The 23,683-nt window shown below is 67.9% G+C and carries 17 protein-coding genes; 11 read left to right on the forward strand and 6 right to left on the reverse strand.

Features of this window, described 5'->3' with window-relative positions:
- Positions 1–6 precede the first annotated feature (6 nt).
- Genes PA6_RS12455 through PA6_RS12475 form a run of 5 tightly spaced genes read left to right on the forward strand, consistent with a single transcriptional unit; the run spans position 7 to position 9,413 of the window.
- Positions 7–1,797, forward strand: coding sequence for a DUF2138 domain-containing protein (locus tag PA6_RS12455; RefSeq protein WP_021701281.1), 1,791 nt, complete (start codon positions 7–9; stop codon positions 1,795–1,797).
- Positions 1,782–2,423 (forward strand): DUF1175 domain-containing protein, encoded by a 642-nt coding sequence (locus PA6_RS12460; protein WP_043216646.1) that lies wholly within the window; start codon positions 1,782–1,784, stop codon positions 2,421–2,423. Before PA6_RS12455 ends, PA6_RS12460 begins: the two co-directional genes overlap by 16 nt.
- A gap of 8 nt (positions 2,424–2,431) precedes the next feature.
- Positions 2,432–6,976 (forward strand): alpha-2-macroglobulin family protein, encoded by a 4,545-nt coding sequence (locus tag PA6_RS12465; protein WP_021701283.1) that lies wholly within the window; start codon positions 2,432–2,434, stop codon positions 6,974–6,976.
- A 2-nt stretch (positions 6,977–6,978) separates the two neighbouring features.
- Complete coding sequence (locus tag PA6_RS12470; RefSeq protein ID WP_021701284.1) at positions 6,979–8,628, forward strand: DUF2300 domain-containing protein; 1,650 nt, start codon at positions 6,979–6,981, stop codon at positions 8,626–8,628.
- Positions 8,625–9,413 carry a YfaP family protein gene (locus tag PA6_RS12475; RefSeq protein WP_021701285.1) on the forward strand — a complete coding sequence of 263 codons (789 nt, stop codon included), beginning with the start codon at positions 8,625–8,627 and terminating at the stop codon, positions 9,411–9,413. Before PA6_RS12470 ends, PA6_RS12475 begins: the two co-directional genes overlap by 4 nt.
- A 69-nt stretch (positions 9,414–9,482) precedes the next feature.
- On the opposite strand, the gene PA6_RS12480 is transcribed toward PA6_RS12475, so the two are convergent.
- The 6 genes from PA6_RS12480 to gatC all read right to left on the reverse strand — a co-directional run bounded on the left by PA6_RS12480 (position 9,483) and on the right by gatC (position 14,883).
- Positions 9,483–9,866 (reverse strand): carboxymuconolactone decarboxylase family protein, encoded by a 384-nt coding sequence (locus tag PA6_RS12480; protein ID WP_021701286.1) that lies wholly within the window; start codon positions 9,864–9,866, stop codon positions 9,483–9,485.
- Between the two features lie 16 nt (positions 9,867–9,882).
- Positions 9,883–10,968 (reverse strand): calcium/sodium antiporter, encoded by a 1,086-nt coding sequence (locus tag PA6_RS12485; RefSeq protein WP_021701287.1) that lies wholly within the window; start codon positions 10,966–10,968, stop codon positions 9,883–9,885.
- A 79-nt stretch (positions 10,969–11,047) separates the two neighbouring features.
- A complete protein-coding gene (locus tag PA6_RS12490; protein WP_021701288.1) occupies positions 11,048–11,500 on the reverse strand; it encodes a septal ring lytic transglycosylase RlpA family protein in 453 nt (150 codons plus the stop codon).
- Between the two features lie 47 nt (positions 11,501–11,547).
- Positions 11,548–12,996 (reverse strand): Asp-tRNA(Asn)/Glu-tRNA(Gln) amidotransferase subunit GatB, encoded by a 1,449-nt coding sequence (gene gatB, locus PA6_RS12495; RefSeq protein ID WP_021701289.1) that lies wholly within the window; start codon positions 12,994–12,996, stop codon positions 11,548–11,550.
- A gap of 131 nt (positions 12,997–13,127) precedes the next feature.
- Entirely contained in the window at positions 13,128–14,579 is a 1,452-nt protein-coding gene (gene gatA / locus PA6_RS12500) for an Asp-tRNA(Asn)/Glu-tRNA(Gln) amidotransferase subunit GatA (RefSeq protein WP_021701290.1), read from the reverse strand.
- Positions 14,580–14,595: 16 nt separating this feature from the next.
- On the reverse strand, positions 14,596–14,883 hold the full coding sequence (gene gatC, locus PA6_RS12505) for an Asp-tRNA(Asn)/Glu-tRNA(Gln) amidotransferase subunit GatC (protein ID WP_021701291.1): 288 nt from the start codon (positions 14,881–14,883) through the stop codon (positions 14,596–14,598).
- A 197-nt stretch (positions 14,884–15,080) separates the two neighbouring features.
- On the opposite strand from gatC, the gene mreB reads away from it, so the two are divergent.
- From mreB to PA6_RS12535, 6 genes are all read left to right on the forward strand, one after another.
- The gene (gene mreB, locus PA6_RS12510; RefSeq protein ID WP_021701292.1) at positions 15,081–16,118 is read left to right on the forward strand and encodes a rod shape-determining protein MreB; all 1,038 of its coding nucleotides are present in this window, start codon (positions 15,081–15,083) and stop codon (positions 16,116–16,118) included.
- Positions 16,119–16,254: 136 nt separating this feature from the next.
- Positions 16,255–17,172: a rod shape-determining protein MreC gene (gene mreC, locus PA6_RS12515; RefSeq protein ID WP_021701293.1), complete on the forward strand. Its 918-nt coding sequence runs from the start codon at positions 16,255–16,257 to the stop codon at positions 17,170–17,172.
- Positions 17,172–17,681: a rod shape-determining protein MreD gene (mreD, locus tag PA6_RS12520; RefSeq protein ID WP_021701294.1), complete on the forward strand. Its 510-nt coding sequence runs from the start codon at positions 17,172–17,174 to the stop codon at positions 17,679–17,681. The genes mreC and mreD overlap by 1 nt, the downstream gene beginning before the upstream one ends.
- A 39-nt stretch (positions 17,682–17,720) precedes the next feature.
- The gene (locus tag PA6_RS12525) at positions 17,721–18,305 is read left to right on the forward strand and encodes a Maf family protein (RefSeq protein ID WP_021701295.1); all 585 of its coding nucleotides are present in this window, start codon (positions 17,721–17,723) and stop codon (positions 18,303–18,305) included.
- 63 nt (positions 18,306–18,368) lie between these two features.
- Entirely contained in the window at positions 18,369–19,826 is a 1,458-nt protein-coding gene (gene rng / locus PA6_RS12530; RefSeq protein ID WP_021701296.1) for a ribonuclease G, read from the forward strand.
- A 13-nt stretch (positions 19,827–19,839) separates the two neighbouring features.
- Positions 19,840–23,664, forward strand: a complete 3,825-nt coding sequence (locus PA6_RS12535) for a YhdP family protein (protein ID WP_021701297.1) — start codon at positions 19,840–19,842, stop codon at positions 23,662–23,664.
- Positions 23,665–23,683 lie beyond the last annotated feature (19 nt).

A 23,683-nucleotide genomic window follows, 5' to 3' on the forward strand; every position in this document is an offset into this window, starting at 1 on the left:
TTACCTATGAGCGAGAACACCACTCCCGTCGAGCCCGTCGAGCCCGTCGCCACGCCGGGCCCGCGCCGCTGGCGCCCGCTGCTGCTGGGCCTGGCCGTGGCCCTGCCGGTGACGGCCGCCGGCCTGTTCGCCTGGCTCGAGTACGAGCCGCAGGGCGAGCGCCAACTGGTCGAAGCCAACTACCTGGGCCTCGACCTGGCGCGCCCGGACGTGCTGATCGAGAGCGCCTCGCTGGGCCGCCTGCCCAAGGACGTGCTCAAGGTGCCGCTTCTGCGCGACACCCTCACCGAGGACCTGGTGTTCTACTACGAGAACAACGCCGACCGCCTCGGCCTGACCGGCAGCCTGCGCCGCATCATCTACGAGCATGACCTGCAGCTGCGCGACAACCTGCTCGACGAGCTGCTCGACCAGCCTGCCGAGGTGGCCCTGTGGCGCGACGCCGGTGGCCGTCTGCGCCATTTCGTGGTGCTGATCCAGCGCGGCGGCCTGGCCAAGGTACTGGAGCCGCTGGCCAAGGTGGCGCTGGATGACACCCAGCTGAGCCAGGCCGGCGCGTTCATGGTCGATGGCGCGGCGGTGCCTTTCTATCGCCTGCGCTACAACGGCGACCGTTCCATCCTGTTCGCCTCGCATGGCGACCAGCTGCTGCTGATGTCCAGCACCGACATGCTGTTCGGTCCGGCACCGCAACCGGAGGTCGATGAAGACGCCCCGGTGGCCGTGGATGAAAACAACCAGCCGATTCCGATCGAGCCGCCACCGCCAGGCCTGGCCAAGGTCTCCGCAGAGGCTGCCGAAGCCCTGCTGGCCGGCCAGCATCCGTTCCCCGAGCGCTTCGGCCTGGGTGAGCGCGGCGCCCTGCAGCAGCGCGTGACCCTCGGCGCGGACTTCCTCGCCCTGGGCTACCGGCGCTTCCTGCCGGCCTTCGCTGGCCTGCGCTTCGAGCTGAACGACCAGGGCTGGGGCAGTTTCCTGGCCTTGGACGAGGTGGAGGGGCAGGGCGCCTTCGACTTCGCCCCGGTGTGGCGCGCCATGCCCATGGGCGCCAGCGCCTGCGTGGCGCTGCCGGTGGCACCGGGCCTGCCGGAGCGGCTGCTGACCAAGGTCGGCGCCGAACCCAAGGCCGCCGCCGAGCTGGCCGCCCAGCTCAGTGGCAGTGCCGGCCTGTGCTGGTACCCGGACTCGCGCCTGCACTCGCCGCTGCTGGTCGGCACCCTCAAGGACACGCCCGGCGCGCAGACCGACGCCGAGCTGGGCGCGCTGTTCGACCGCCTGATCGGCGCCTGGGAGCCCTATGCCGAGGGCGGCAGCTTCCCGGTCGAGGAGACTGCCCAGGGCGAGCTGCACAAGTGGCAGCGTCAGGTCGGTTCCAACTTCGGTCAATACCCGGCGGACCTCGCCGAGCAGCCGGACGCCCTGGCCTCGCGCGCCTTCTTCCGCGTCGGCCTGGCGCGCCACGGCTCGACCCTGCTGTTCTCGCTGGACGACCGCCTGCTCGACAAGGCCGCCCAGACCCTCGACAAGCGTTTCCCGCCGCTGGCCGAAGTGCTGCCGGAGAACGCCCTGGTGCCGGCCTACCTGGCCCCGGACAGCCTGGCCGCGCTGCTCGAACGCGAGACCCTGGACAGCCTGCCGGAAGATATCGAGCCGGTGTTCCGCAACGCCGCCCAGGCCAACCTGCTGCCCAAGCTGCGTTCGCTGTCCGGTCACGGCAAGTACGCGCTGAGCCTGCCGGCCGACGCGGCCGCTGACGAAGCCTGGCAATGGCTACCGTTAGAATGGCGCGCACTTTGAAACACCTGCTGCTCGGTGCCCTGCTGCTCGCCCTTGGCGCGCCGGCATGGGCCAATGCGCCCGCGCTGGACGTGCAACAGTCCCAGGTGTTCCGCGCCTGGTTCGTGCGCATCGCCCAGGAGCAGCTGCGCCAGGGCCCCAGCCCGCGCTGGCACCAGCAGGACTGTGCCGGCCTGGTGCGCTTCGCCGCCAACGAGGCGCTCAAGGTCCATGACGCCAAGTGGCTACGCGCCAACGGCCTGAGCAATCGCTACCTGCCGCCGGAGCTGGAACTGAGCGATGCCCAGCGCGGCCTGGCGCAGCAGTGGCAGCAGGGCGGCGGCCAGCTCGGCCCCTACGTCAACGCGATCAAGCTGATCCAGTTCAACAGCACCCTGGTGGGGCGTGACCTCAACCAGGCGCGCCCCGGCGACCTGATCTTCTTCGATCAGGGCGACGAGCAGCACCTGATGATCTGGATGGGCCGCAACATCGTCTACCACACCGGCACCACCACCCCGACCGACAACGGCATGCGCTCCGTGAGCCTGCAGCAACTGATGACATGGAAGGACACCCGATGGATTCCCGACGCATCCAACCCCAACTTCATTGGCGTCTACCGACTGCACTTTGTCAGCCGATGAGCATGCCTATGAACCTGCTGCGTCTCGCCGCCACGGCCCTGCTGGCCACGCTGCTGCCGCTGGCCGCCCAGGCCGAGGACAGCGTCGAGCCCAGTGGCTACTCGCCGGTGGCGGGGCAGTCGTTCTTCCTCCTGGCCGACAGCAGCTTCGCCAGCGACGAGGTGGCCAAGGTGCGCCTGGAAGCGCCGGGTCGCGACTACCGGCGCTACATGATGGAGCCCTACGGTGGCGTGGACGTGCGCGTGTATCGCATCGAACAGCCGCTGGAGTTCCTCAAGCGGCAGAAGAACCTGCACCGGGTGGTGGCCGAGGGGCAGTACAAGGGCGAAGGGCTGTCCAACACCCTGGCCTACCTGTGGGACAACTGGTACCGCAAGTCGCGTCGGGTGATGCAGCGGGCCTTCTCCTACGAGTCGCGGGTGCAGGTGACCGAAGAGGCGCCGGAGCTGAAGATGGGCGACGCGATCAAGGCGCCGACCCCCTTCGAGGCCCAGCCGCAATACGCGCCGATGAAGGGCGTGCCGCTGGTGACCCAGTTCCGCTACCCGCTGTGGGACGCCAAGGCCATCCAGCCGCCCAAGGGCGTGGAGTTGGCCGGTTCGTCCAGCCAGTTCGTCACCGTCAATCCGGGCAACGTCTACATTCCGCTGGGCAAGCTCAAGCCGGGGCTGTACCTGGTCGAGGCGCTGGTCGGCAAGTTCCGCGCGACCACCGTGCTGTTCGTTTCCAACACCGTGGCGGTGAGCAAGATCGCCGGCAAGGAACTGCTGGTGTGGACTGCGCACAAGCATGAGGGCAACGCCGTCGCCGGCGCCAAGGTGCTGTGGACCGATGGCCTGGGCGTGATGCGCAGTGGCAGCACCGATACACAGGGCCTGCTACGCCTGGAGCATGCCAGCCCGGAACGTTCCTACCTGCTCGGCGAGGACGCCGAGGGCGGCGTGTTCGTCTCGGAAAACTTCTACTACGACAGCGAGATCTACGACACCAAGCTCTACGCCTTCACCGACCGCCCGCTGTACCGTCCGGGCGACTGGGTCGAGGTGAAGATCGTCGGTCGTGAGTTCACCAGCGCGCGTGACTCCAAGGCCGCCGAGGCCGCGCCGCTCAAGCTGGCGGTGCTCGACGCCAACGGCACTACCCTGCAGACCCTGGACCTGAACCTGGATGCCAAGGCCGGCACCCAGGGCCGCTTCCAGCTGCCGGACAACGCCGTGGCCGGCGGCTACGAGCTGCGCTTCCTCTATCGCGACCAGCTGTACAGCAGCGCCTTCCGCGTCGCCGACTACATCAAGCCACACTTCGAGGTCGCCCTCGACCTGGCCAAGCCGGACTTCCGCACTGGCGACAAGGTCACCGGCAACCTGGTGCTGCTCTACCCGGACGGCAAACCGGTGAAGAATGCGCGCCTGCAGCTGAGCCTGCGTGCACAGCAGCTGTCGATGATCGACAACGAGCTGCAATACCTCGGCCAGTTCCCGGTCGAGCTCTCCAGCAGCGAGCTGGCTACCGACGACAAGGGCCGCGCCGCTTTCGAGCTGCCGGCCGCCGACAAGCCCAGCCGCTACCTGCTGACTCTGTTCGCCAGCGACGGCGCTGCCTACCGGGTCAAGACCAGCAAGGAAATCCTTATCGAGCGCGGCGCCGCCCGCTACCGCCTGGAGGCGCCGCAGCGCTTCAGTGCGGCCGGCGAGGCCGTGCAGTTCAGCTACCGCAGCGAGCAGCCGACCGAGCTGAAACCGGCCAGCTACGAGTGGGTGCGTCTGGAGGATCAGAGCAAACACAGCGCCAGCCTGGGCGAAGACGAGCAGGGCTTCAGCCTGAGCTTCGAGCACCCCGGCACCTACAACATCACCCTCAAGGACGAACACGGCCTGATCCTCGGCGCCACCGGCCACTCGGTCAGCGGCAGCGGGCTAAAGGCAGTGGCCGGCACCGTCGAAGTGGTGTTCGACCGCGAGCAGTACCAGCCGGGCGACGAGGCACTGGCGCTGATCACCTTCCCCGAGCCGGTGGCCGACGCGCTGCTGAGCCTGGAGCGCGACAAGGTCGAGGCCACCGCACTGCTGTCCAGCGGCGGCGACTGGCTCAAGCTCGAGAAGCTCAACGACACCCAGTACCGCGCGCGCATCCCGGTGGACGACCACTTCGCGCCCAACCTGACCTTCTCGGTGCTCTACACCAAGGGAGGCGACTACAGCTTCCAGAACGCCGGGATCAAGGTGGCCAAGGCGCAGATCGAGATCGCCGTGAGTACCGACAAGGAGCTCTACGCGCCGGGCGAGACGGTCACCGTCGACCTTTCTACCCAGTTCAAGGGCCAGCCGGCCGCCAGCCGCCTGACCGTGAGCGTGGTGGACGAGATGATCTACGCCCTGCAGCCGGAGATTGCCCCAGGCATCGACCAGTTCTTCTACCACCCGCGACGCAACAACGTGCGCACCAGCGCCAGCCTGTCGTTTATCAGCTACGACGTGGCCCTGCCGGGCGACGCCACTGCACCGGGCCGGGCCAACCGCAGCGAGCGCGGGGTCAAGGTGCTGGAGCGGCCGCGCCGCGAGGAAGTCGACACCGCCGCCTGGCAGCCGGATCTGGTCACCGATGCCGACGGCAAGGCGCGCTTCAGCTTCCGCATGCCCGACTCGCTGACCCGCTGGCGCATCACCGTGCGTGCGGTCAACGACAGCGGCGAAGTCGGGCAGAAGAAGCAGTTCATCCGCTCCGAGAAACCGCTGTACCTGAAGTGGAGCGGGCCGACCCTGTTCCGCGACGGCGACAAGCCGCAGCTGGGCCTGTTCGCCTTCAACCAGGGCGAAGAAGAGACCGAGGCCGAGCTGGTGACCCGCTTCGCCGGCCAGGAGCAGCGGCAGAAGGTGGAACTGGCCCGTGGCGCCAACTACCTGGCCCTGCCGCCGACGGCCCTGGCTGCCGACGAGCTGACTGCCGAGCTGGTGCGGGACGGCAAGCGGATCGACGCCCTGGCCGTTGGCCTGCGCGTCGTCGGCGAAGGCTGGCAGCGCCTGCATGTGCAGAACATGGCGCTCAACCCGGGCAGCAACCCGCTGAACCTGCCGGCGGACGCCGGCAATATCCGCCTGCGCCTCGGTGACAGCACTCAGGCACTGTTCCGCTCGGCCCTCGACGACCTGCTGGAATATCCCTACGGCTGCGTCGAGCAGACCTCCAGCCGCCTGCTGCCGCTGAGCCTGGCCTACCCGACGCTGGCCCAGGGCGAGGCGCGCATCGGCGAACGCCTGCGCCTGATCATGCAGAACAGCCGCCTGCGCCTGGTGCAGATGGCCGGCCCGGAAGCGACCTTCACCTGGTGGGGCGAGGGCGAGAACGCCGATGCCTTCCTCACCGCCTATGCCTACTACGCCGACTGGCACGCCAGCCGTGCCCTGGCCGTGCAGCTGCCGCCGGAACACTGGCAGCGCGTGCTGGATATCTACGCCGCGCAGGCGCCGAGTGTGCCGCTGCTGCAACGTGCGCTGATCCTCGGCTTCGCCCGCGAGATGCAGTTGCCCACCGAGACCCTGCTCAAGGGCCTGCTGGAAGACCTGGCCAACGCAGACGAAGGTCAGGAGGTGGCGCTGGACGACAGTGGCGAGACCAGTTTGGTGATGGCCTACCCGGACTCGCGCCAGGGCCTGGACCTGGCTCGCGTGCTCGCCGCCGATATGGCCGGCAGCAAGATCGGCCTGCCGCCACGCTTCGCCGTCGGCCTGGCTGCTGCCCGTGAGCGTGTGGCGGCCAGCACCCAGCCGTTCGCCGAGGCGGTGCGCCTGTCCCGCGGTCCGGTCGATCCGCTGCAGATCAACGCGCTGTTGCAGCGCCTGACCCCGGCCCAGGCCACTCTGGAGCGCGCCCTGGCGCTGACCTGGCTGCAGCGCCGCCTGGGTGACGCCCCGGCGGTTGCCGTACCGCAACCCGGTGCCGGTTGGCAGGCTCGCGAGGGCGTCAGCGGCGAAACCCTGTGGCAATGGTCGGGCAGCCAGCCGCCGAGCACTCTGGAACTGCCGGCCGAGCTGGGTAGCCCGCTGGTCGCCGCACTCAGCTACGACAGCGCCGCTACCCCACCGAGCGGCCCGCTGGAGGTGAAGGTCAGCCGTCGCCTGCTGCGTCTGGTGCCGGGCGAGGCGGCATTCAGCTTCAGTGCCGAGGAAGTGGGCGACGGTCCGATCTCCGGCGATCAGCTGTATCTCGACGAGATCACCCTGGAGAGCGAGGCGGAGACGCCGCGCCGCTACGGTCTGCTGGAAGTGCCGCTGCCGCCGGGGGCGGACGTCGAGCGCACCACCTGGGGCCTGCAGGTCAGTGGCCTGGATTCCGAAGAGGCGGCGCCGCTGGAGAAGGCCCGTCACGAGCCGGGCCAACTGCTCTACGCGGTACCGGTGGACAGCCTGCAGGGCAAGCTGGTGCTGCGCCACCTGGTGCGCTTCTCGCAGAAGGGCGAGTTCCACCTGCCGCCGGCGCGCTACTCGCGCATGTATGACCCGCAGGCCCAGGCCTTCGAGCAGAAGCCGGCACTGGCCGAGCTGAAGGTCGAGTAAGGATGCGCGCGCTCGCCTGGCTGGCGCTGTTGCCGCCGCTGCTGGCGTCGGCCGGGCCGGCGCCGTTGCAGCTGGCCTGGCACACGCCGCAGGGCGCCGAGCTGCTGCGTCTGGACGGGCAGCAGCTACTCTCCCGCGAGCCGTTGCCGGCCGGTCTGGAAGCGCCGCTGGGCAGCCTGTGGAAGCTGTTCGTCTACGCCTACCAGATCGATCGCGGCCTGCCCGACCCGGGCTACGCCTGCGCCGGCCAGGATCGCGAGGAGGTGTACTGCTGCAAGGCCGGCGAGCGCATCGATCGCGACCAGGCGCTGGTGCGTTCCTGCGGCCTGTACTTCGCGCCGCAGCGCCTCGGCCTGCAGGCCGGCGAGTGGCGCGACTACTGGCAGGCGCGCCGCGCGCCGGACTGGCTGCTCGATCTCGACGGCCTGCAGCCACAGCGGCGGTTGGCGGTGAGCGAACTGCTCGACAGCCTGGCCACGCTGCCGGCCCAGGCCGAGGCGCGCCGCGTGCTGCTCGATGTTCCGGTGAGCGCCGCCGACGGCGCGCTGCTCGGCCCGCTCGGCGGGCGCCTGCGGGTGAAGACCTGGAGCTGGCTGGCCGATGGCGACGCCCAGGCGCGCCAGGGTGGCTTCGCCGGCTGGCTGGCCGATGGCACGCCCCTCTGGGCCGGCGGCTCCGGTACCAGTCAGGGCGTGCTCAAGCGTCATGCCGAGGCCCTCGGCAAGGTGCTGCCGGCACCCTGGCCGGTGGAGCCGGGCGGCTGCGTCGAGGTGGCGCTGTTCGACCGTTATCCGCTGCGCGGCCTCAGTCGCGCGAATGGCGACATGGTGAGCCAGTCCGGCGCGTTGCGCGGGCACTATCGGGTGGCGTTCGCCAACGGCAATGAACTGGAGATCGAGAGCCTTGGTGAGCTGTTCCTGCTCGCTGGCGAGCAGCCGCGCCTGGTGGCGCGCCTGAGCCGCGAGGAATACGTGGCGCGGGTGCTGGACCGCGAGGCGACGGCGCAGCCGGCCGAGGCGGCCAAGGCCCTGGCGGTGAGCATCCGCAGTTACCTGCTGCAGAACGGCGAGCGCCGTGGCGAATGCCTGGCGATCCGCGACAGCAGCGCCCAGCAGCGGATGGCGCCGCGTCCGGCGAGCGCCGCCGCGCTCGCGATCGCCGCCTGGACCGCCGATCTGGTACTGGCCGGCAGCCCCGTCACCTATCACGCCGACCAGCCTGGCGCGGATCGCCTGGCCTGGAGTCAGGCCGTCGAGCAGGCCCAGGCCGGTCTGCGCTACGACGCCATCCTCGCCCGCGCCTTTCCGCGTGCCAGCCTGAGCCGTTGGGATCGGCCGGTGGCCGCCTGCCAGCCGCTGCCCGCCGCCGAGGACTGGCTGCACAAGCAGCGCCGCAGCTGGCGCGAGCTGCTGGACCGCGAACCGGGCTATGCCGAGACTGCCGAGTTCGCCGTGTGCCGCCTGTACAGCGGCAACCCGCACGTCGATCGTGAGCGCCGGCGCATCTACGTGCGCGGCCTGCTGTCGCTGCAGGATCGCCTCGACCTGGCTCACGAATACCTGCACCTGGCCTTCGACGCTCATCCGAACGGCCAGGATGAAACCTATATCGAGGGCCTCGCCCGCCATCTGCTGCTGGAAGCTCAGCCATGACTCATCGTTTCTACTCGGTCGCCTTCCTGGCCTGCGCCATGCCGCTCGGCGCGTTCGCCGGCATCACCCTGGACACCCCGCGCGCCGGCTGGCGCACCGGCTCGGACGAGGGCGCGCACTTCATGCAGGAGGTCAACTACCCGGCCTCGGCGGTCAACAGCGCGCCCGACCAGGGCGACAGCGCACGCATCCGCGGGCAGATCAGCGCCACCGACAAGGCGCCCAGCGGCGCGCCGGCGCGCCTGGTGGTCAACGGCCTGAGCATGCCGCTCAAGGTGCAGGAGGGCGGTGGTTTCGACCGGCCCTTCGTGTTCCCGGCCGGCAGCAATAACGTCGAGGTGCGCAGCCCGGATGGCCAGCAGGTACGCCGCGTGCAGTTCTACAACAACGGCAGCGGCGAGACGCCGGCCAAGCTGCGCGTGGTGCTGTCCTGGGACAGCGACAACACCGACCTCGACCTGCACCTGGTGACGCCCGATGGCGGCCATGTCTGGTATGGCGAGCGCGCCCTGGCCAACGGCGCGGCGCTGGACGTGGACGTGACCGGCGGCTTCGGCCCGGAGATGATCGCTTCGCCGACCCCGCTCAAGGGCGAGTACCTGGTTTACGTCAATTACTACGGTGGCGGGCAGGGTTCCGAGGGCAACATGGCGCAGGACCTGACCACGGCCCAGGTGACGCTGATCAGCGGCGAGGGCAGCTCCAACGAGAAGCAGGAGTCCTTCCTCATCCCCATGCGCGCGCCGGGCGAGCTGACCCTGGTAAAGCGTTTCAGCTATCCCTGAACGATGTAGGGCGGGTGCAACCCGCGTTACCCAGGGTGCATTGCACGCGGGTTGCACCCCTCCTACGGCTCAGGCCTCAGGCGCCTGCCAGGCATCGATCACTTCCTGCGCCGCGCGGAAGGCGTCGATAGCTGCCGGCACACCGGCATAGACCGCGCAGTGCAGCAGCGCCTCGCGGATTTCCGCCACCGTGCAGCCATTGTTCAGCGCGCCGCGTACGTGGCCTTTGAGTTCCTGCGGGCACTTCAGCGCGGTGAGGGCGGCCAGGGTGATCAGGCTGCGGGTCTTGCGCTCCAGCACGCCGCGGGTCCAGACCCCGCCCCAGGCGTGTTCGTTGACGAACTCCTGCAGCGGCTGGGTGAAGTCGGTGGCATTGTTCAGCGCGCGGTCGACGAAGGCGTCGCCCATCACTTCGCGGCGCACCTGTTCGCCCTGTTGGCGGTTGTCACTCATCGCGGTACTCCGGAGATCAGCGCTGGCGGTGCCAGGCGCGGGCGCCGATCACCGCCAGGGTCACGGCGGTCAGCGGCAGGACGAAGGTCAGCATGGCGTGCTGGAAGGCGCCGAGCCAGGGCGCGCCGCTGCTGTTGAAGATCAGGTAGGTGGTGTAGAGCGCGTAATAGGCGACGAACAGCGCGCCTTCCCAACGGTTGATCGAGTAACCGTTGAAGAAGATCGGCAGGCAGGCGATGGCCACGGCAATCATCACCGGGAAGTCGAAGGCCAGGGCATTGGCTGCTACCGGGATGGCATTGGGCGATACCAGCGAAGCCAGGCCCAGCACGCAGAGCAGGTTGAAGATGTTGCTGCCGACGATGTTGCCCACGGCGATATCGCGCTCGCCCTTGATGGCGGCCATCACCGAGGTGGCCAGCTCCGGCAGCGAGGTGCCCACCGCGACCACGGTCAGGCCGATCACCAGCTCCGACATGCCCAGGGCGCGGGCCAGTTGCACGGCGCCTTCGACCAGGAAGTTGGCGCCGCCGACCAGCAGAGCCAGGCCAACGATCACCAGTGCCGCGTTGATGGCCCAGGCGTAAGGCTTGGGCGCCTCGTGCAGACCGTACTCATCCTCGAACTCGTCACTCGCCTCGGCCTTCTTCTCGCGGCGGCTGCTGATGATCAGGAAGGCCGTGTAGGCCAGGATGCCGGCGAACAGCAGGGCGCCGTCGAGGCGGCTCAGGCTGCCGTCCCAGGCCAGGGCCCAGGTCACCAGGCTGGCGCCGATCATGATCGGCACGTCGAGGCGGATCAGCTGGCGCGACACCAGCAGCGGGGCGATCAGGGCGGTGACACCGAGGATCAGCAGGACGTTGGCGATATTGCTGCCGACCACATTGCCGATGGCCAGATCACCGCTGCCGTCGAGGGCGGCCTGCACGCTTACCGCGGTTTCTGGCGCGCTGGTGCCGAAGGCCACCACGGTAAGGCCGATGATCAGCGGCGGGATGCCGAACTGGGCGGCCAGCCGGGCGGCACCGCGTACCAGCACTTCGGCGCCGGCCACCAGCAGCACCAGGCCGGCGATCAGGTAGACGAACGTCATCAGGGTCATGCTGAGCTCCTTGCGCAAAATCGCCAGAGCATAGCCAAGTGCGGGTATTGCGTGCAGTCCCTGAGTGTTGCGCCTTGCTTCAGTCGTCCAGGCTTTCCACGCGCACCTGCGCCACGCCGGCGCGCAGCATGTCCAGCTGGCGTGCGGCGGCCTGTGACAGGTCGATCAGGCGGCCTCGGCCATGCGGGCCGCGGTCGGTGATACGCACCACCACCGAGCGCTCGTTGCTCAGGTTGGTAACCTTCACCTGGGTGCCGAACGGCAGTTCGCGGTGCGCGGCGGTGAGCGCATTGTTGTTCAGCCGTTCGCCGCTGGCGGTACGCCGACCATGGTGGCGCGCGGCGTAGTAGGAGGCCTTGCCCTGGGCCTGGTAGCTGGGCTCGGCCTTGGGTTTGACGGCCGGCTGCGGCGCCTTGACCACTGGAGCAGTCTTGGGGGGCGATACCGGTGGCGTGGGTCGCTGCGCCTCTGGCTGGCTGGCGCAACCGGCCAGCAGCGCCAGGGGCAGGATGAAAGTCGCGATCTTGTGCATGGCGGCTCCCGGAGAAAGGAACGCCGGGTTGCCCCGGCGTTGCGCTCTTAGTTTTCGAGCTTCTTCTTCAGCAGCTCGTTGACCTGGCCGGGGTTGGCCTTGCCCTTGGAGGCCTTCATCGCCTGGCCGACGAAGAAGCCGAACATCTTGCCGCGCTTGGCCTCGTCGGCGGCGCGGTACTGCTCGACCTGCTCGGCGTTGGCGGCCAGCACTTCGTCCAGCATGGCCTCGATGGCGCCCGAGTCGGTGACCTGCTTGAGGCCTTTCTTCTCGATCACCTCGTCGGCGCTGGCGCCTTCGCCGGCGGCCAGGGCCTCGAACACCATCTTGGCGATCTTGCCGCTGATGGTGTTGTCCTTGATGCGCAGGATCATGCCGCCCAGCTGCTCGGCGGAGACCGGCGACTGGTCGATGTCCAGGTTGTCCTTGTTGAGCAGGCTGGACAGCTCGCCCATCACCCAGTTGGCGGCCAGCTTGGCGTCGCCGCAGACCTTGGCCACCTGCTCGAAGTACTCGGCCAGCTCGCGGCTGGCGGACAGCACGCTGGCGTCGTAGGCGGACAGGGCGTACTGGCTCTCGAAGCGCTCGCGCTTCTGCGTTGGCAGTTCGGGCAGCTGGCTGCGCACCTCGTCGAGGAAGCTCTGCTCGATCACCACCGGCAGCAGGTCGGGGCAGGGGAAGTAACGGTAGTCGTTAGCTTCTTCCTTGCCGCGCATGGAGCGGGTCTCGTCCTTGTTCGGGTCGTACAGGCGGGTTTCCTGGACCACCTTGCCGCCGTCCTCGATCAGCTCGATCTGGCGCTGGATCTCGTGGTTGATCGCCTTCTCGATGAAGCGGAAGGAGTTGACGTTCTTGATCTCGGCGCGGGTGCCGAAGGCTTCCTGGCCTTTCGGGCGCATGGAGACGTTGCAGTCGCAGCGCAGCGAGCCTTCGGCCATGTTGCCGTCGCAGATGCCCAGATAACGTACCAGGGCGTGGATGGCCTTCACGTAGGCCACCGCTTCCTTGGCCGAGCGGATATCCGGCTCGGAGACGATTTCCAGCAGCGGCGTGCCGGCGCGGTTGAGATCGATGCCGCTCATGCCGTGGAAGTCTTCGTGCAGGCTCTTGCCGGCGTCCTCTTCCAGGTGTGCGCGGGTGATGCCGATGCGCTTGACGGTGCCGTCTTCCAGGGTGATGTCCAGGTGCCCTTTACCGACGATGGGGTGGTCCATCTGGCTGGTCTGGTAGCCCTTGGGCAGGTCCGGGTAGAAGTAGTTCTTGCGCGCGAAGACGTTCTGCGGCGCGATGTGCGCGTCGATCGCCAGGCCGAACTTGCAGGCCATGCGCACCGCCTCGGCATTCAGCACCGGCAGGGTGCCGGGCATGCCCAGGTCAACCAGGCTGGCCTGGGTGTTGGGCTCGGCGCCGAAGGTGGTGGCGCTGCCGGAGAAGATCTTCGATTGGGTGCTGAGCTGGGCGTGGATTTCCAGCCCGATCACGGTTTCCCATTGCATCTTGAATGTCCCTCAAATCTGTTGCGGGCTGCCCCCTGTCCCGCTGGCGGGAGAGGGTTGGGGAGAGTGCGCTGGGTGCTTAGCCTCTCCCCTGGCCCCTCTCTCATGAATGGGAGAGGGGAGGGTATGTCTTAGAATCCGGCGGGTGCCTGTTTGTGCCAGTCAGTGACCTGCTGGTACTGATGGGCGACGTTGAGCAGGCGACCTTCCTGGAAGTAGTTGCCGAGCAGCTGCACGCCGACCGGCAGGCCGTCGACGAAGCCCGCGGGCATGGACAGGCCCGGGATGCCGGCGAGGTTGGCGGTGATGGTGTAGATGTCTTCCAGGTAGGCCGAGACCGGGTCGGCGCTCTTCTCGCCGAGCTTCCAGGCCGGGTTCGGCGTGGTCGGGCCGAGGATCACGTCGACTTCCGCGAAGGCGCTGACGAAGTCGTTCTTGATCAGCCGGCGGATCTGCTGGGCCTTGATGTAGTAGGCGTCGTAGTAGCCGGCGGACAGGGCGTAGGTGCCGACCATGATGCGCCGCTTCACTTCCGCGCCGAAGCCTTCGCCGCGCGAGCGCTTGTACAGGTCTTCGAGGTTGACCGGGTTCTCGCAGCGGTAGCCGAAGCGCACGCCGTCGAAGCGCGACAGGTTGGAGCTGGCTTCCGCCGGGGCGATCACGTAGTAGGCGGGAATCGCATGCTGCATGTTCGGCAGCGAGATGTCCTTGACGGTGGCGCCGAGCTTCTTCAGCTCCTCGACCACGGCCATGACCTTCTCGCCGATGCGTGCATCGAGGCCGGCGCCGAAGTATTCGCGCGGCAGGCCGATGCGCAGGCCGGCCAACGGCTGGCTCAATGCGGCCAGGTAGTCATCGATCGGCTGGTCGACGCTGGTCGAGTCCTTCGGATCGAAGCCGGCCATGGCGCCCAGCAGCAGGGCGCAGTCCTCGGCGGTGCGGGCCAGCGGGCCGCCCTGGTCGAGGCTGGAGGCGTAGGCGATCATGCCCCAGCGCGAGACCCGGCCGTAGGTGGGCTTGATGCCGGTGAGGTTGGTCAGCGCGGCTGGCTGGCGGATCGAGCCGCCGGTGTCGGTGCCGGTGGCAGCCGGCAGCAGGCGCGCGGCCACGGCGGCGGCCGAGCCGCCGGATGAGCCGCCCGGTACGCGGGTCAGGTCCCAGGGGTTCTTCACCGGGCCGTAGTGGCTGGATTCGTTGGCCGAGCCCATGGCGAACTCGTCCATGTTCAGCTTGCCCAGGGTGACCGTGCCGGCGGCAGCCAGCTTCTCGACCACGGTGGCGTTGTAGGGCGCCTTGAAGCCGGTGAGGATCTTCGAGCCGCAGCTGGTCAGCACGTTCTGGGTGCAGAACAGGTCCTTGTGGGCGATCGGTGCGCCGAGCAGGGCGCCGTCTTCACCACCGGCACGGCGGGCGTCGGCGGCCTTGGCCTGGTCCCGCGCCAGATCGGCGGTCACGGTGATGAAGCTGTTCAGTTGCGGGTCGAGCTGGGCAATGCGCGCCAGCAGGGCGTCGGTCAGCTCGGCGGAGGAGAAGGTCTTGTCCTTCAGGCCGCGGGCGATCTCGGCCAGGGTCAGTTGATGCATGGGGAACCCTTTCCTTTTATTCGATGACTTTCGGCACGAGGAACAGGCCGTTTTCCACGGCCGGGGCGACGGCCTGGTAGGCGTCGCGCTGGTTCTGCTCGGTCACAGTGTCGGCGCGCAGGCGCTGGGTGGCTTCCAGCGGATGGGCCAGCGGCTCGATGCCGGTGGTGTCGACGGCCTGCATGGCGTCGATCAGGCCGAGGATGTTGTTGAGGGTGGCGGTGGTTTGCGGAATTTCGCTCTCGGTCAGGCCCAGGCGGGCCAGATGGGCGATTTTTTCCACGTCGGAGCGTTCGAGCGCCATCGTGAGTCTCCAGAAAAACGGGCGGGGAACGGATGCCGCGCGGGGCGGTCAAAGGCCGCGAATTGTGGGCCATCGGGCCCGGAAAAGCAGGCAATTTAGCATATCTGGCGCCTTGCCCAAAGGGCGGCTCGTTGATAGAGTTTGCCGCACTTTTTTACCCAGCGTTTTGATCGCGCTCTGTCTAGGGCTTCTTCCTCATGTTCAAGAAACTGCGTGGCATGTTTTCCAGCGATCTGTCGATCGACCTGGGCACCGCCAATACCCTGATCTATGTCCGCGAGCGTGGCATCGTCCTCAACGAGCCGTCTGTGGTCGCCATTCGTAGCAGTGGCAACCAGAAATCCGTGGTTGCCGTCGGCACTGAGGCCAAGCGCATGCTCGGCCGTACCCCGGGCAACATCTCCGCCATTCGTCCGATGAAGGACGGCGTGATCGCCGACTTCAGCGTCTGCGAGAAGATGCTGCAGTACTTCATCAACAAGGTTCACGAGAACAGCTTCCTGCAGCCGTCGCCGCGCGTGCTGATCTGCGTGCCGTGCAAATCTACCCAGGTCGAGCGTCGCGCCATTCGCGAATCCGCCCTGGGCGCCGGTGCCCGTGAAGTGTTCCTGATCGAAGAGCCGATGGCTGCTGCCATCGGTGCCGGCCTGCCGGTTGAAGAGGCCCGTGGCTCCATGGTCGTCGACATCGGCGGCGGCACCACCGAAATCGCCCTGATCTCGCTGAACGGCGTGGTCTACGCTGAATCCGTCCGCGTCGGCGGCGACCGCTTCGACGAAGCCATCATCACCTACGTGCGCCGCAACTACGGCTCGCTGATCGGCGAATCCACCGCCGAGCGCATCAAGCAGGAAATCGGCACCGCCTACGCTGGCGGCGACGTGCGCGAAGTCGACGTGCGTGGCCGTAACCTGGCCGAAGGCGTGCCGCGCAGCTTCACCCTGAACTCCAACGAAGTGCTGGAAGCGCTGCAGGAATCCCTGGCCACCATCGTGCAGGCGGTCAAGAGTGCCCTGGAGCAGTCGCCGCCCGAGCTGGCCTCGGACATTGCCGAGCGCGGCCTGGTGCTGACCGGCGGTGGCGCGCTGCTGCGCGACCTGGACAAGCTGCTGGCCCAGGAAACCGGCCTGCCGGTGATCGTCGCCGAGGACCCGCTGACCTGCGTGGCGCGTGGCGGTGGTCGTGCCCTGGAAATGATGGATCGTCACTCCATGGACCTGCTGTCCACCGAGTGATCCCCCCAGGGGTGAGCCGAAGCCGGAAGCTGGTCCTTCCGGCTTTGTGTTTTCTAGCCGTCAGTCGAGGGTAGCCGTCATCAAACCGTTATTCGCCAAGGGACCGTCGCTGGGCGTACGACTGCTGGTTCTGGTCGTGCTGTCGGCCGTGCTGATGGTGGTGGATGCACGCTTCGAGGTGCTGCAGCCGCTGCGCTCGCAGCTCGGCCTGATCGTCGAGCCGACCTACCGCGTGGCCCGCCTGCCGATGACGCTGTGGGAGGAGGCGACCCAGCAGATCGCCAGCCGCAGCGAGCTGGTGGCGGAGAACGAGAAGCTCAAGGCCGAAGCGCTGCTGATGCAGGGCCGCCTGCAGAAGCTGGCCACCCTCACCGAGCAGAACGTGCGCCTGCGCGAGCTGCTCAATTCCGCCGCGCTGGTGGAAGAAAAGGTGCTGGTCACCGAGCTGATCGGCGTCGACCCCAACCCCTTCACCCACCGCATCCTGATCGACAAGGGCGAGAAGGATGGCGTGTTCCTCGGCCAGCCGGTGCTCGATGCCCGTGGCCTGATGGGCCAGGTGGTCGAGGTCATGCCCTACACCGCGCGGGTGTTGCTGCTCACCGATACCAACCACAGCATCCCGGTGCAGGACAATCGCAACGGTCTGCGTGCCATTGCTGTCGGTACTGGCAATCCGGAGCGCCTGGAGCTGCGCCATGTGGCCGACACGGCGGACATCAAGGAAGGCGATCTGCTGGTCAGCTCCGGCATGGGCCAGCGCTTCCCGGCCGGCTATCCGGTGGCCACGGTCAATGAGGTGATTCACGACTCCGGCCAGCCGTTCGCCATCGTGCGTGCCGTACCTACCGCGGCGCTCAATCGCAGTCGTTACATGCTGCTGGTGTTTACCGACGGCCGCACGGCGGAAGAGCGCGCCACCGAGGCCGCCGAGGCCCAGGAAGCCGCCGACCGCAAAGCCGAGGCCGCCACCGGGCAGTCTCCGGCAGTGCCGCCTGCTACCGTGCCGGCGCCGGCAACGCCGGTCGCTCCAGCTGCCGCAGGGAGTCAGTGATGGTCCAGGTCAAACCGCGCAATTTCTGGGTGCTCTGGGCCAGTCTGCTGCTGGCGCTGCTGTTCAGCGTGGCGCCCATCCCGTTCAGCGAGCATCCGCAGCTGCGTTTCCTCGAACTGGGTCGGCCGCTGTGGCTGGCCCTGTTCCTGTCCTACTGGGTGCTGGTCCTGCCACAGCGGGTGGGCATGCTCACTGCCTGGTGCCTGGGACTGGTGGTGGATGTGCTCAATGGCACGCTGCTGGGGCAGAACGCCCTGATACTCACCCTGATCGTCTTCCTGGTGCTGTCGTTGCAGCGGCGTCTGCAGATGTTCCCCACCTGGCAGCAGAGCCTGGTACTGCTGGTGGTGTTCGGCATCGCCCAGCTGGTGCAGCTATGGCTCAACGCGCTCACCGGCAATCGTCCCCCGACCTTGGCGTTCGTCCTGCCGGCGCTGATCAGCGCCTTGCTCTGGCCCTGGGTGTTCGCCATTCTGCGGGGGCTGCAACGGCGCTTCGGGGTTTACTGAGGCGCCGCACCTCCTTACTCCAGACCAGGAGATGTCTGCATGGCCTCGCTTCATCTGGCCTCGGCTTCCCCCCGCCGGCGCGAGCTGCTGGCGCAGATCGGTGTGCCCTTCGTCACGCTAATCGCTTCCATCGATGAAACGGCATTGCCCGGTGAGCCCGCCGAGCGCTATGTAGAGCGCCTGGCCAGGGAAAAGGCGCAGGCCGGGCTGGCCGCACTCAGCGACCCGACAGATGCCGTGGTTCTGGGCGCCGATACCGCCGTGGTGCTCGATGGGCGCATTCTGGGCAAGCCGGCCGACCGGGCCGAGTGCCTGGCCACGCTGGCCGCACTGTCTGGTCGCGAGCATCAGGTGCTGACCGCCGTGGCGCTGGCCAGCGCGCAGCGCATCGAGTCGCGGGTGGTGGCCAGCCGTGTGCGCTTCCGCCCGCTGCGTGCGGGCGAGGCCGAGGCCTATTGGGCGACTGGTGAGCCCTGCGACAAGGCCGGCAGTTATGGTATTCAGGGGTTGGCGGCGGTGTTCGTCAGCCAGCTCGAAGGCAGTTACTCGGCCGTTGTCGGCCTGCCGCTGTGCGAAACCGCGCAGTTGCTGGGGGAGTTCGGAATTCCGTGCTGGCAGGCCTGACCTGCCGGCCCACAATAATGAGAATGGCGGTGGCCCCAGGCCGCGGCGCGCAGAGTAGGACGCATGAGCGAAGAGATCCTGATCAACATCACGCCGATGGAGTCGCGCGTGGCGGTGGTGGAAAACGGTGTGCTGCAGGAGGTGCATGTCGAGCGCACGCAGAAGCGCGGCATCGTCGGCAACATCTACAAGGGCAAGGTGGTGCGCGTGCTGCCCGGCATGCAGGCCGCTTTCGTCGACATCGGCCTGGAGCGCGCGGCCTTCATTCATGCGGCGGAAATCTCCAATCGCGAGGGTAGCGCCGTGGAGTCCATTGGTGCCCTGGTCCACGAGGGCCAGAGCCTGGTGGTGCAGGTGACCAAGGACCCGATCGGCACCAAGGGTGCGCGCCTGACCACCCACCTCTCGATCCCTTCGCGTTATCTGGTCTACATGCCGCGTACCGCGCATGTCGGCATTTCCCTGAAGATCGAGGACGAGGCCGAGCGCGAGCGTCTCAAGCAGGTGGTGGCCGATTGCGTGGCGGCCGAGGGCATCGAGGAGGTTGGTGGTTTCATCCTGCGCACCGCCGCCGAGGGTGCCGGCAAGGACGAGATCCTGGTCGATATCCGCTACCTGCGCCGCCTGTGGGAGCAGATTGCTGCGCAGATGAAGACCGCATCGACCCCCACGGTGATCTACGAAGACCTGTCCCTGGCGCTGCGCACCTTGCGTGACCTGGTCAACCCGAAGATCGAGAAGATCCGCATCGACTCGCGGGAAACCTTCGGCAAGATCACCCAGTTCGTCGACGAGCTGATGCCGGAAATCGCCGATCGCCTAGAACACTACCCCGGCGAGCGGCCGATCTTCGACCTGTATGGTGTCGAAGACGAGATCCAGCGTGCCCTGGAGCGCAAGGTGCCGCTCAAGTCCGGCGGCTACCTGATCATCGACCCGGCCGAGGCGATGACCACCATCGACGTCAACACCGGCGCCTTCGTCGGTCACCGCACCCTCGAAGAGACTATCTTCAAGACCAACCTCGAGGCGGCCACCGCCATTGCTCGCCAGCTGCGCCTGCGCAACATCGGCGGGATCATCATCATCGACTTCATCGACATGGAAGATGAAGAACACCAGCGCCAGGTGCTGCGCACCCTGGAGAAGCAGCTGGAGCGCGACCACGCCAAGACCAACATCATCGGCATCACCGAGCTGGGCCTGGTGCAGATGACCCGCAAGCGCACCCGCGAGAGCCTCGAACAGGTGCTGTGCGAGCCCTGCAGCGCCTGCCAGGGCCGTGGCAAGCTGAAGACGCCGGAAACCATCTGCTACGAAATCTTCCGCGAGATTCTCCGCGAAGCCCGCGCCTACCAGGCCGAGGGCTATCTGGTGCTGGCCGAGCAGAAGGTGGTCGACCGCCTGCTGGACGAGGAGTCGGGCAACGTCGCCGATCTGGAGGCCTTCATCGGCCGTACCATCAAGTTTCAGGTGGAGAGCATGTATTCCCAGGAGCAGTACGATGTCGTGCTGCTCTGAGGCGCTGCGCTGAATGGGCCTGCTGATTCGGTTGCTGCGCGCGACGCTCGGTCTCTGTGCCCTGCTGCTGGTGCTTGCCGCGCTCTATGTGAGCCTGGGGCGAGAGCTGGTGCCGCTGGTCGCCGAGTACCGCGACGAGGTTCAGGCCCGTGCCCAGGCGGCAGTGGGCATGCCGCTGTCGATCGGCCATCTGGAAGGCGGCTGGAGTGGCTTCGACCCGATCCTCACCGCGCATGACGTGCAGCTCGGCGAAGGCGCCGCTGTGGTGCGCCTGGACCAGGTGCGGGTGGTGCCGGACATGCTCGCCAGCCTGCTGGCCCGCCAGCCGCGTATCGCCAACCTGCAGCTGGAGGGCCTGCAGCTCAGCCTGCGCCAGGCCGAGGACGGGCGCTGGACGGTCGAGGGCCTGCCGCAGCGCGAGCCGGCCGCAACGCCGCAGCCGCAGAAGCTGATCGATGCGCTGCAGATGGTCACCAAGGTGTCGTTGCTGGGCAGCCAGCTGACCCTGGAGCCGCGCGGGCGCGAACCTCTCAGCCTGACCTATATCGACCTGACGCTGCGCAGCGGCAGCGTGCGCCAGCATCTCGATGGCCGCCTGCTGCTGCCCGATGGCCAGCCGCTGGCTTTCGACCTCAAGGTCCAGCTAGACAGCCAGGACTGGCGCGCGAGCAAGGCCGATGCCTACCTGAGCCTGCCGCAGAGCGACTGGGCCGCCTGGTTGCCGGCCGGCCTCACTCGCGACTGGCACCTGGACCGCGCCCAGGCCGGCGGCGAATTCTGGCTGCAGTGGGTTGCCGGCCAGGTACAGCGCGGCGCGGCCCGCCTGCACGCACCGGAAGTACGCGGTGCCTACGCCAAGCGCAAGGCCGTGCAGGTCAGCGATCTGGCGCTGAGCGCCTATTTCGAGCGGCGCGCCGACGGCTTCGATCTGCTGGTGGACGGCCTGGCGCTGAGTCTGGGTGATACCCGCTGGGGCGAGGTGCAACTGGCCCTGAGCCAGCAGCTAGATGCCCAGGGGCAGGTGCAGCGCTGGGCGCTCAGCGCCGACCGCCTCGACCTGACGCCTCTGAGCCCGGTGATTCTGGCCCTGGCACCGCTGCCCGATGCCGCTACCGAGGCTCTGGAAGCACTGCGGCCAAGTGGTGCCCTGCGCAACGTGCAGCTCGACTACCGCCCGCAGCTGAGCGATGCCTCGCGGGTGCGCTATTCGGCCAACCTGGAGCGCGTCAGCATTGGCGCCTGGCATGGCTCGCCAGCGGTGGAAAACGCCAGCGGCAGCGTGCGCGGCGACCTCGGTAGCGGCGAAGGGCTGGCTGCCAGCGAAAACTTCGGCCTGCACTTCCCCAACCTGTTCCCCGAGATGTGGCGCTACCGCCAGGCGGGGGCGCGCCTGCTGTGGGAGCTGGACGAGGAGGGTTTCACCCTGCAGAGCCCGTACCTGCAGGTGGTGGGCGACGAGGGCCGGGTGGCGGGCGACTTCCTGGTCCGGCTGAAGAAGGACCCGGCGCAGGAGGACTACATGGACCTGCGTGTCGGTCTCAAGGACGGCGACGCGCTGCAGGCTAAAAAGTATCTGCCGACCCGCTCGCCAGGCCTGAGTCCGGCCCTGGCCGATTGGCTGCAGACGGCGATCCGTGCCGGGCATATCGAGGATGGCTGGTTCCAGTACCAGGGCTCGCTGGCCAAGGGCGCCGACGACGCGGCTCGCAGCATCAGCCTGTATTTCCTGGTGGACGGTGCCGAGCTGGCTTTCCAGCCGGGCTGGCCGAGCCTGCGCGAGGCGCGTGGCGAGGTGCTGATCGAAGACGATGGTGTCGATGTGCGCGTGCCGGCAGCCAGCATTCTCGACAGCCGGGTCCGCGACGTGACGGTCAGCATTCCCAAGGCCGCCAACGGCCAGTCGCCGCGCCTGGCGCTGGAGGGTGAGCTGGACAGCAGCCTGCCCGATGCCCTGAAGATTCTCCAGGAAGCGCCCATCGGCACCGCCGAGACCTTCGCCGGCTGGCAGGGGCAGGGACCGCTGAGCGGCAAGTTGAAACTGGATATCCCCCTGAGCCAGGGGCAGAAGCCACAGATCCAGGTGGACTTCGCCACCCAGGGGGCACAGCTGAAGATCAGTACCCCGGAACTGGAGCTGAGCCGGCTCGCCGGTGCCTTCCGCTTCAACAGCGCCAGTGGCCTCAGTGCGCCGGATATCCGCGCCCAGGTGCTCGGGCATGCGGTGCGTGGGCGGGCCCTGGCGCAGGGCGCGCGTGGCAACGCGCGGACCCGCATCGAGGTCAATGGCCGGGTGGCGTTGAATCGCCTGAGCAGCTGGCTTGGTGTGACGCAGCCACTGCCACTCAGCGGTGAGCTGCCCTATCAGCTGAGCCTGATCCTCGATGGCGGCGACAGCCAGCTGCGCGTCGACTCCAACCTCAAGGGGCTTGCGGTGAACCTGCCGGCTCCCTTCGCCAAGCCTGCCGCGGCTGAGCGCAGCACCAGCTGGCGTATGACCCTGCAGGGCCCGGAACGGCGCTACTGGCTGGACCATGGCGGCGTGGCCAACCTGGCGCTGGCCACGCCGCCGGGGCAGTTCGGCAATGGTCGCGGCGAGTTGCGTCTGGGCGGCGATCCGGCGCGCCTGCCGAGCACGGCGGGGTTGCGGGTCAGCGGGCGTCTCGCTGCATTCGACTGGAGCGCCTGGCAGGCGGCGCTGCAGCCCTACCAGGCGCTGGCCGGTGACGGGCAGAATCGCAAGCTGTTTGCCGGTGCCGATCTGCGCATCGATCGTTTCAGCGGCTTCGGTACGCAGATCGAGAACCTGGGCGTGAAGCTGGCGCCGGTGCAGGGTGGCTGGCAGCTCGACCTGAGCAGTGCCCTGCTGGAAGGCCGGGTCGGCCTGCCCGATGCCAAAGGCGCGCCCATCGATCTCGACCTGGCCCGTCTCAGCTTCCCGCCGGCCCAGCCGCCCGAGGCTGGCGCGCCGGTGCCGGACAAATCGGACCCGCTGGCGACGGTCGACCCGCGGCAGATCCCGGCAGTGGATGTGCGCATCGCCAGGGTGATGCAGGGCGATGCGCTGATCGGCGCCTGGTCGCTCAAGGCCCGGCCCACCGCGCAGGGCGTGCGCTTCAGCGAACTCAAGCTCGACCTCAAGGGGCTCAAGGTTGGTGGCGAGCTGGGCTGGGAAGGTGCTCCCGGGAGCAGTGCCAGCTGGTACAAGGGGCGCATCGAGGGCAAGAATCTGGCCGATATCCTCAGCGCCTGGGGCTACGCGCCGAGCGCCACCAGCGAGCGTTTCCGCCTGGACATGGATACCCGCTGGCCCGGCTCGCCCGCCTGGTTCGGCCTGCAACGGCTGTCCGGCCGGCTGGATGCCAGCCTGCGCAAGGGCCAGTTCGTCGAGGTGCAGGGCTCGGCCTCGGCCCTGCGCGTGTTCGGCCTGCTCAACTTCAACTCGATCAGCCGTCGCCTGCGCCTGGACTTCTCCGACCTGCTTGGCAAGGGCTTCAGCTACGACACCACCAAGACCCTGCTGGTCGGCCAGGATGGCGTGTTCGATACCCGCGAGCCGCTGCGCGTGGTCGGCCCGTCCAGCACCCTCGAGCTGAACGGTACCCTGGACATGGCGCGCGAGCAGATCGACGCCAAGCTGCTGGTGACCCTGCCGGTGACCAACAACCTGCCGCTGGCCGCGTTGATCGTCGGTGCGCCGGCCGTCGGTGGTGCGCTGTTCATTGCCGACAAGCTGCTGGGGGATCGAGTGGCCCGCTTCGCCAGCGTGCAGTACAAGGTCAAGGGGCCCTGGCAGGAGCCCGAGATCAGCTTCGAGAAACCGTTCGAGAAGCCGCGCTGAGTGACTTGCGGTAGGATGC

This window comes from Aquipseudomonas alcaligenes NBRC 14159 (assembly GCF_000467105.1).
Lineage (GTDB): Bacteria > Pseudomonadota > Gammaproteobacteria > Pseudomonadales > Pseudomonadaceae > Aquipseudomonas > Aquipseudomonas alcaligenes.